Source organism: Pararhodonellum marinum, from assembly GCF_015354735.1.
Classification (GTDB): Bacteria; Bacteroidota; Bacteroidia; order Cytophagales; family Cyclobacteriaceae; genus Pararhodonellum; species Pararhodonellum marinum.
On sequence record NZ_JACEFJ010000005.1, the window covers coordinates 302,999 to 313,167 of the forward strand.

6 protein-coding genes are annotated in these 10,169 nt (G+C 43.3%); 3 read left to right on the forward strand and 3 right to left on the reverse strand.

The features are described 5' to 3' along the window. Nucleotides 1-12 precede the first annotated feature (12 nt). Nucleotides 13-1,839, reverse strand: a complete 1,827-nt coding sequence (locus H1A14_RS12415) for a DUF885 domain-containing protein (protein ID WP_228527753.1) — start codon at nt 1,837-1,839, stop codon at nt 13-15. A gap of 357 nt (nt 1,840-2,196) precedes the next feature. Here H1A14_RS12415 and H1A14_RS12420 point away from each other — a divergent pair, with 357 nt between their 5' ends. The 3 genes from H1A14_RS12420 (at nt 2,197) to H1A14_RS12430 (ending at nt 5,687) form a co-directional block, all read left to right on the forward strand. Beyond that, nucleotides 2,197-4,005: a hypothetical protein gene (locus tag H1A14_RS12420; RefSeq protein WP_194776571.1), complete on the forward strand. Its 1,809-nt coding sequence runs from the start codon at nt 2,197-2,199 to the stop codon at nt 4,003-4,005. 367 nt (nt 4,006-4,372) lie between these two features. After that, the gene (locus tag H1A14_RS12425) at nt 4,373-4,585 is read left to right on the forward strand and encodes a hypothetical protein (RefSeq protein ID WP_194776572.1); all 213 of its coding nucleotides are present in this window, start codon (nt 4,373-4,375) and stop codon (nt 4,583-4,585) included. Nucleotides 4,586-4,982: 397 nt separating this feature from the next. Further along, nucleotides 4,983-5,687: an L-ribulose-5-phosphate 4-epimerase gene (locus H1A14_RS12430; protein WP_194776573.1), complete on the forward strand. Its 705-nt coding sequence runs from the start codon at nt 4,983-4,985 to the stop codon at nt 5,685-5,687. On the opposite strand, the gene H1A14_RS12435 is transcribed toward H1A14_RS12430, so the two are convergent. Together H1A14_RS12435 and H1A14_RS12440 are read right to left on the reverse strand one after the other, a co-directional pair. After that, entirely contained in the window at nt 5,675-7,378 is a 1,704-nt protein-coding gene (locus H1A14_RS12435) for a ribulokinase (protein WP_194776595.1), read from the reverse strand. The two genes, H1A14_RS12430 and H1A14_RS12435, sit on opposite strands and share 13 nt — an antisense overlap. A gap of 43 nt (nt 7,379-7,421) precedes the next feature. Continuing rightward, entirely contained in the window at nt 7,422-9,779 is a 2,358-nt protein-coding gene (locus H1A14_RS12440) for a glycoside hydrolase family 127 protein (protein WP_194776574.1), read from the reverse strand. Between the last annotated feature and the right edge of the window lie 390 nt (nt 9,780-10,169).

Below are 10,169 nucleotides of genomic sequence, written 5' to 3' on the forward strand. Positions count from 1 at the left end.
TTAATCCTAGCTTCAATTCTGTTTGACATCCATTACCCATCTATTGACTTCTTTTTCCAAAAGATTCAAGGGTAAGGCACCTCCTCCAAGCATAACATCATGAAAGGCTTTGATGTCAAAATCATCTCCCAGTTCTCTCTCAGCATATTGCCTTAATTCTTGGATCTTGAGCATGCCGATTTTATAGCCTGTGGCCTGTCCGGGCATCACCATGTAGCGGCGAACTTCTGCTTTGATGGCACCCGCTGAGATGGAGGAGTTCTCACTGAAGTATTGGATGGCGTCGACTTCTTTCCAGTCTTTTGCGTGAAGTCCTGTGTCTACCACCAGCCGGATGGCACGCCATATTTCATTGACCAATCTCCCGAAATCATAATAGGGGTTTTGATAGCCTCCCATTTCTTTGGCTAAAATTTCGGAATAAAGAGCCCATCCTTCCACATAGGAATTAAAGAACAACTGGGTCCTGAACTGCGGTAGTGATTCCAATTCCTGGGCAATGGAGATCTGCATGTGATGCCCGGGATTGCCTTCATGATAGGCCACACCTTCCATGGTGGATTTGGGCATGGATTTCATATCAGAAAGATGCACATAATAGGTGCCTGGCCTTGAGCCATCCGGAGTGCCCTGCATGTAGTGTTGAGGAGCCCCATCCTGCTCCCTAAAAGCCTCTACCCGCCTTACCTGAAGTTGCGCTTTGGGCAATAGCCCGAAATAATCTGGTAATTTTTCTGTAAGGGTATCCAAAAAAGCCTTGGAATCATCCAGATACCCTTGTCTGCCTTCATCCGTATTGGGATAGAAAAACTGTGAGTCGGTATTGACAAAATCAAAAAAGGCTTTCAAATCGCCTTCAAATCCCACTTGTTCCTTGATGGCCATCATTTCACCCAAAATCCGGTCTACTTCATCCAGTCCGATCTGATGAATTTCCTCAGCTGTCAGGTCATTAGTCGTGGAGGATCTGAGTTGATGCTGATAGTATTCCATGCCATTCGGATGACGACTTACGCCTGTAGGAGTATCTTCCAATTCAGGCAATTCTGACTCCAGCCAAGCGATCAATTCCTCATAGGCAGGCTGAAAGTGCTCCACCAAGGCGGTCTCAATTTGACCCCGAAAAGTTTCCGCTTCCTCCTCCGAAATTTTACCTGCTTCCTGCAAGGCCTCCATTTTACCTATCGCATCATTCCATAGTGGAGCTCCTTTATCCTCTTCGGTAAAGGGCTTACCTGAAATCAAGGCTTTTGTCTGTGTGATGACCGTTTCATAGGCGAATTTAGGCGGACGGATTCCCTGCTCGGTCTGAAGTTTGGCCCTTTCCAACATCTGTAAGTTCGCTCTTCCCGTTTCTTTGATCCGGTTGATCAAGGCGTTGAGGTCAGAGGTATCATCCACTTTATGGAAATTGATCAGCATGTTGGGAAGATTGGTATGCATGCCTCCCATTTGGTGAAACACATAATTGTGCCTTCGGAATGCTGCTTCGGCTTCTGCCATGTCCTTTTGGTAGATCCAAAGGTCATACGATAATTGGGTTTGCGGATCCAATAGGTCATAGTCAAATCTGGACTTCATTTCAGCTACGCTGTTTTCCCACCAGGCCAGCCGCTCGGCTTCTGCTTCCTCAGAGAGGTCATCAATCTGATCATAGAGGTCTTTTCTTCCTAAACTTGTCAACCGGAGGGGACTTTTTTGGAGGTAAGCTTCATGTTGTTCATCAAACCAGGCATTGATGTCATCACTTTGGTCTTCGGCGGGTTGATCGGTTCCGCAGCTAAAACAAAGAAAAGCCAGCCCGAAGAGAAAGAGCCAATGAAATAGTTGTTTTTTCAAGTTCATTTTTGATTGAATCATGGGTGGATGAAAATTATGCAAATCAAGTGATAGGGTAAAATACACAATTATCATCAAAATTCAATGGTGGATATAGGTCCAATGGTTACATGAAAATGGGACCTTCTGAAAGCATGCATTTTAAGTGAATAAATCAGGGCAACTGTGAGATCTTAGTGAAATATCCAAAGCTAATTCATTTATCTTTCGTTACCTCCATTTTTCGGATGAGGTAGAATCGGGTTGGATTGTTATATTTAGGATTGAGAAACAACATGTCGGTGTCGAAAGTTAAAGCAGTTTTCCAATTCACTTTAATCTGATTATTCTTTGGCCAAACCCAATTTCATTGTTCGGATGTGGCGCAAATTGCGCCGAAGCTTTACTGCGGAGAGATTTGCCTTGTCACCCGTTTGGGTTCAGCTTTTAACCATTTTCGTGGTCAGTGGCTGTTTGATCTTCCTTTTTTCTCCCCTACTGGGAGATCTTGCAACCAGTTACAGGATTTTTGCCGATCCTGCCAATTATGCCTTGGCAGAAGGGCCCATGCAATTGGGATTTGGTTTGGTGCTGGTGTTATTGGGTTTGGTGCTCTTCTCTTTTATCATTTCAGTACTTTCCGCGGCTTTGGTTGAATTGATCGCCAATATTCGAAGGGGTTCTCTGCCTTTTCGGCGTAGCGGCCATATCCTTTTCATCAATTACAATATCAAATTACCCTTGATCTTGGATCAATTCAACCTTAGGGCCAAAGAAAAGGGAATGGTAGAGCCAGTCGTATTGCTCTTTTCCAAAGCCTCCATCGTTTCCGGGTTTCGGGCCCAATTCAGCAAAGACCGTTGGCCATTTTTGGATATTTATTTGAGACAAGGGGATGTGATGGCTTTCAGCACTTATGAACGCCTTTCCATATTCAAAGCCCTGGGTTTGGTATTGCTGTTGCCGGATCATGAAGAAGACAAGTTTTCTGCTGACAATTACAACCTAAAAATATTGACCTCCTTGACCAATGACCAGGCTTTTTTCAAGCACCTCTCAGATCGTCAACTTTCCCGACGACCGATGAAGTGCGCCATAGAGCTTTCCAATCAGCCGGATAGCCGAAATATCGCCATGGCCATGACCGCCCATGATTCCGGTTCGCTCTTTTCGGTCATTACACCGGGAGATGTGATCGGGAGCATCCTATCCCGTGCCAAAGTGGACGTGGTGTATTATAAGGTTTTCTTTGAAATACTTTCCATGGATGGCAATACCATTCAGTTTATAGACCCAAAGCGTCTTTCCAAAAGGGAAAGCCTGACGGGACAGCCCTTTGAAGACCTGATGTTTTGTTTTAAAGGAGGTACCCTGTTGGGATACTCCAGAGTCAATGAAGCAGGCCGCTTTGAAATGAATCTTTGCCCTTTCGGAGAAAAATTAGGCGCCTCAGACTGGCTGATTTTCATGACGGAAAATGTGAATGGCATCAAATATGCCTCCGGGCCTCCGAATGCTCTCTCCCTCAAACACGAAGAAATATTTCCCCCGAATGAGTTTGCCAGCAAGCGTATCTGTGTGATTGGGGATACCTGGCCCTTGGGCAACATGGCAGATTTTATGGATTTGACCAGTCTGGAAGCCATGCAGGAAGCACATTTTGTTTTTGCTGAGCCCAATGAATACCTAAAGTCTGACTTTCATAAAAAACTTCAGGAAGCTGATTATGATAACCTCATCATCAATCTCGATGACGAATTGGGTTTCAGACTGACCATGCTTTTGGTTTCGGCCAACCGAAAAAATTCCAGCTTTTTATCCAAAATTGTGACTATTCTGAGTGACCCGGTCACCGAACAGCTCCTCAGCAAAAATCTGCTGAAGAGCAACACCATTCTTTCTCACAAGCTTTCTGCCCGTTACATTGCGCAGTTGTCCTTCCAAAAGAATCTGGACCGCTTATTTAAAGAATTGGCCTATCCTGAGGGTGCTGAATTTAATTTGTTGGAAGTAGGAAAGCATATTCCCAGAGATTTGCTTAAAAATAGTCAAGAAGTAAAACAAATGCTTGCTGCGCATCAATTGATTTATTTGGGCACCGTGGATAGGGATAAAAACATCCATTTGGGCGCATCTGACTTCGATGATACACAGCAGATTTTGGTATTAAGTCAAGGGGAAGTTTGAAAGGAATTCCCAATGAAAGCTTAGAGAAAAGCCAATGCCTTGCATCTCTTTTTTTTCAACTAAAGAGAACTATTCAATTTTTTTTCTAGAATTTTTAAGCAGTTCAACCTCAGAAATGGAATGCACTAATTGGTTGAAATACAATTAACTTATGGGTAGATACATTTTTCATTTTATGAAATAGATATTAAGTTAACTTTCTCATAATCAATGGATTTTAAGTCTATTTGAATGGGTTGATTCAATTTGGGTTTTACATTTTTTTATGGCATATTAGGGTTTCTATCACCCGGAATTTTTAAAAAAACAGGTGCATTAAGGTGCCCTTTAATACTGTTTAAAATGTTTTACTAACCCCTTTTTATTTATGAAAAACAAAACAAAATTGATCATGGCCAATGTATTTGCATTGATAGCGGTGATTTCCATTTTAGCCATCAGCAATTTGCTTGGATTAGAGATTGGAAATGGTTCAAATTCCCTTGGGATCAAAGCCGCACTTTTGCTGATCCCTCAAACTGGATTTCTTTATTTTTATTGGAGATCCTATAGAACCGCGCTTAGCAAACAAATGGCCTGAAGAGAAAAGATTCTTTAAGTGGAAAATAAACCTGGATCAGTAAGATTCGGGTTTTTTTATGGATCTTTATTTGACGATCATCAATTCTTCCTGAATTCTTTTTTGGGAACAAGAAGCTGTTAAAAAGAAAACCTATTTTGATTTTTAATTGTATATAATACACTTAAATTTATGTTTCAGTTTCAAACCGATTAGAGGTGCCAAAATGATTCACATCAGGCTGTTTAGTCAAAATTTCATCAATGAGAAAGCCAAAAAATGGATGTAAAGGTTTTAATTTGAGTAGGCCTTTCCATTCGGAATGAGTTTTTGGTCCGAATAGAATATTTTTGTTCACAATAATGATTCACTTGATTGAGAAAAATTGAAAATAGAAGTTTAATTCAGTAAGAAGACTATGAACCAGTACAATCAGATCAAATCACAGTGTTTCGAAGCCAATATGCAATTGCCTGAACTCAACTTGGTGGTATACACTTTTGGCAATGTCAGTGCAGTGGATAGGGATAAAGGTGTCTTTGCCATCAAACCTAGTGGAGTTCCATATGCATCTCTGAAAGTGGAGGACATCGTCGTGGTGGATTTTGACAACAAGGTAGTGGACGGAAAAATGAGGCCTTCCTCAGATACCAAAACCCATGCTTTTCTATACAAACACTGGGAAAATATCGGAGGGATATGCCATACCCATTCGACCTATGCGGTTTCCTGGGCGCAAGCCCAAATGGACATCCCCATTTTTGGGACCACACATGCGGATCATTTGACAGCGGATATTCCCTGTGCAGCCCCGATGGCCGATAGCTTAATCCAAGGAGATTATGAACACAACACGGGACAGCAAATTTTGGATTGCTTTGAAAAAAAAGGGTTAAGTCCCGAAGAGGTAGAAATGGTATTGATTGGCAATCATGGACCGTTTGCATGGGGAAAGGATGCGTCCAAGGCTGTTTACAACAGCAAAGTGCTGGAAGAAATCGCAAGGATGGCTTATCTGACTTTACAGATCAATCCAAAAGCGCCAAGGCTAAAAGAATCCCTGATCAGAAAACATTACGAACGAAAACACGGCAAGGATGCCTATTATGGTCAGGGTTGTTGAAGCAGATCCACTGATTTAGACTCCAAAGAAGCTTCCACAAATTCACCAAATTCCACATAATCTCGATAAAGCTTTTCATAAATCTCGATATGTTCTTTGATAGGATGGTAGATTTTGTCAAAACCATTGCTCATGGCTTTGATGGCAGTTGGCGTATCCGCGTGAATGCCGGCGGCGACGGCTGCATACATGGCAGCACCCAAAGCAGGTGCCTGGTCTGAAGTGGCCACTTTGATAGGCATATTGAGCACATCGGCAAGAGTCTGCATGACCAAAGTGGATTTTTTGGCTACTCCGCCCATTCCTATGACTGAATTGATCACCACGCCTTCTTCTCTGAATCGATCTATAATTTTTCTGGAACCAAAACTGATTGCTTCCACCAAGGCTTTGAAGATCCTGGGGGCGTCGGAACCCATGTTGAGCCCTTTGATGGCGCCTTTCAAAGCTTGGTTGGCATCAGGGGTTCTTCTGCCATTGATCCAATCCAAGGCCAAAATACTGGATTCACTCACGGGAATCTTGAGAGCTGCTTCCGAAAGTTTGCTGATATATTGGTCTTCCATTTCTAAGATCAATTGATCTTTTTGAGAAGCGGAAAGCACCTGACTATCCCGTATCAAATCCAGACTCGTTTTTGAAATCAATTCCTTAAACCAGGCAAGTACATCACCGAAGCCAGATTGTCCAGCCTCAAGGCCTATGCTGCCGGGGATGACCGATCCATCTACCTGACCACAAATGCCCTTGATCAATTTCTGGCCTAAAGTAGCTTTGTCAGTGACCATGACATCACAAGTCGAAGTACCCATGACTTTGATGAGCGTATTGGGTCCTATTTCCCCTCCCACTGCACCGGCATGGGCATCAAATGTGCCTACAGCAACGATTGTATCTGTTGTAAGGCCTAATTTGGAAGCCCATGATTCACTCAATTTACCTGCTACCTGATCAGAGGTGAATGTTTCCGTATACAACTGATCTCTCAAGTCGGCCAGGTATGGGTCAAGTTTGGATAAAAAATTCTTCGGAGGCAATCCGCCCCAGCTTTCATGCCATAGGGCTTTGTGTCCAGCGGCACATCGGCTTCTCTTGAGCTCCATTACATCGCTGATTCCGATCAGCTGACCTGTGATGTAGTCACAATGTTCCATCCAGGAGAAAGCGGCTTTTTTCACCGCCTCATCTTCACGGATCACGTGAAGGATCTTGGACCAGAACCACTCTGAGGAATAAATTCCTCCTTCATATTTTGTATAATCCTCACCACCCCAGGTTCTGGCCAGTTGGTTGATTTCTTCGGCCTCCTGAATCGCTGTATGGTCTTTCCATAACACCATCATGGCATTTGGGTTATCGCCAAATTCGGGATGGAAGGCCAATGATTGTCCTTTTTCATCTACAGGCAGGGGAGAGGACCCTGTGGTGTCCACACAGATGGCCTTTACCTGTTCCGGATTGACTTGGGAAGCTGAAAGAACCCCCTTTATGGTGGCTTCCAATCCCTCAAGATGGTCCAGCGGATGCTGCCTGAATTGGTTCATGACTGGAATACAGTATTTACCTGCTTTCCATCTCGGATACCAATATACCTTGCTGGCCAAAGTTTCCCCATTGGATGTGTCGACCAACACTGCTCGTACTGAATCGGACCCATAATCAAGACCGATTACAAAGGTTTCATTTGTCATCATTAGTTTAGGTTTTAAGGGCTGGGTTTATGTCAATTTGATATCATTCACTGGATTTCATAAGCCTGATGGCATTCACCTTTCCGGTTTCCAATCCATCTATGCTTTCTATCCTGATTTGTAATTCTTCCGTAGTTATTTTTGAGACATCATAGTCTTTGTATATGACTTCCTGGTTGGAGGCTTGGTTCAACTGTACAGTAGCCAGCAATTCCCCATTGATCAAGATACGGAAAGGACTGCCTTTTTTATCGTTGATAAAAGATATTCTAAGCAATTTGCCTGCATTGCCGGGGTTTTTGAGCTTGTATTGAAACCATCCCGTCGTATTTCTCCAAAATCTCCCGTCTTTTTGTCCCATTTTGGTGTTTTCACCTTGGAAGCCATGCTCAGACTCGGGTTGCTGTTCACCAGCGGCTACCATGTCTACGGTCAGAGTGGCAATCCTTACACTTTTTTCATCCTTTTCGTGTAATTGCTGCCGGAATCCCTGGGCCTCGTTACGGGCTACTTCAGGCCAGTAAACTTGGTACCTGCTTTCATGAATGGAGAAAAAGGGTACGAGCTCCTGTTTCACCAAAGCATCCTTGTGGTCAAGGTTTTCCACAAGAAAGGTTAGTCCTTCACCGGACTTTACCGGCAACGTATAATCATTTTCTTTGAGGATAAAAGGAGTCTGATCCAGTGGAACCATTTTACCGGCTGCTACATGGCCCATCCTGCTGTCATCCGCGAAAATCCCTTTCAAATCCTCATCTCCAGTCTTGGCAGCCAAAACCACAGGGCCATACACATATGAAACCCAATTGGACCCATCAGGTAAAGACTCAGTTTTGGTCTCCATGGGCATCTTTAATTCAATTCGGTCACTGGATCGCCAGTTTCCTGAAACGGTAAAATAACCGTTTTGATCGATGGTAATGGCCCTCGCTTTGCCATTGACTTTGACGCCGATGGCTTGTGGGTCCGCCCATTTTGGAGCCCTTATTATTAGGTCAATGTTTTTTCTTCCTTTATGTTGGAAGCTTAGCGTGGTGTTATCAGCATAGGGGAACTCAGTTTGCTGAATGACCTTGGTTTCCTTTTCTTTCCAATCCAATTTAGAGGGAATAAATAAGTTTACATAGAGTGCGTTTCCGGCATTGGCGTAGATGGCCTGACCGTATTTGGCGTGGTTTTCCAATCCAGAACCTACACAGCACCAGAAATTTTCATGGGGTTGGGAATATACCCGGTAATGTTGGGGCCGCATGGGGGTAAAATATACAAAACCACCTTTTTCCGGATGTTGGGAAGAAAGGATGTGGTTATAGAGTGCCCTTTCGTAATAGTCCATGTATTTACTGTTTGGTGAATGTTGGAAAAGCTGCTCTGAAAGGCGGAGCATGTTGTAAGTGTTACAGGTCTCAGGGCCTTGCTCTGAAGAAAGCATCGAGTTGAAGTCAGTGACTTGATGGAAATGTTCACGGACACTGTTGCCGCCGATGGAAACGGATCTTTGGTTGACCACATTGTCCCAAAATTGATTGGAAGCAGCGTGCCAGTTCGCATCATTTTCCAAGGCAGCGATTCTTTGGAACCCGATCACTTTTGGGATTTGGGTGTTGGCATGCATTCCGGTCAGTTTGTCATCCCCTTCAAGCAAAGGGTTCAGAAGTAAGTGATGGGACATTTTTTTGGCCAGGTCCATGTATTTCCTGTCTCCGGTGATCACATATACGTCTGAAAAAATCTCATTCAAACCACCATGTTCGCTAATGAGCATTTCCTGGAATTGCTCTTCGGTAAAATCCTTGGTCAGTACTTCAAACCAATCAGACAATTTGACCAGCATGCCTTTGGCTTGTCCACTATCAGCATAAAGGTAGGCATCTCTCAGTCCTGCATAGATCTTGTGGATGTTGTAGAGCGGGACCCATTTTTGGTTGAGAGAAAAATTCCCGGCATTGATTTTCCCATTTCCGATTTCTTCCCACATGACCTTTCCCTGCGGTACGCCCCCTACATAACCATTTCCGTTCTTGGTTTGCGCTTCTTCTAAGCGATCAAGCATATAATCCAGCCGGGATTTGATTTTCTCATCTCCTGAAGCAGCATACATCATGGCCAAGGCTGAAAGGTAGTGTCCACCGATATGCCCATCCAAACCGGTATTTTCCCAATTCCCGTAATTTTCTGCTTGCCAATCGATGCCCGCTTCTTTCATATACGGTGCCAGTAACCGATCCACATCCATTTCGAGGATATAGGCTTTATCGACATTTTGGGCATTGAGAAAAGGGCTGTCCAATAGTTCCACCTGTCCCAACGCAAAAAAACGAATGGGTTCATTTTGGGCTATTGCCTGCTGACTGAATACAAAAAGTGCCAGCAAGGAGAAAAACAAAGGATTTGTTTCCATGATTTGGTCTAGGGTTTATTTACTCGACTGGTAACTATAGAGGTTTACTTACCTCAATGCCATGGATTTTTTGGTAGGTTAATTTCTCGAAACAAGTCAAGAAATATGTTCTACAAAGATCGGAAACATCCATTTTCCAAAGCGGTTTTATAAAATGTAAATATAACACTTAAAGCCAAATTTTATAATTTTAGCGGCTTCATCACTCATTTTGGTACAAGGCGAATTGTCTTTTCCCTTTTGCTGGGATGATTTTCATTGGAGATTAATAAAATATCCTCAAGGAATAAGCTTGCCATAGCGCAAAGCGACGAAAACTTTGTTATAACCAGCATTTTGATCGTAAATTTTAATTATTCAGACTTCCGAATGCCAAAGGGAAGCAATTAG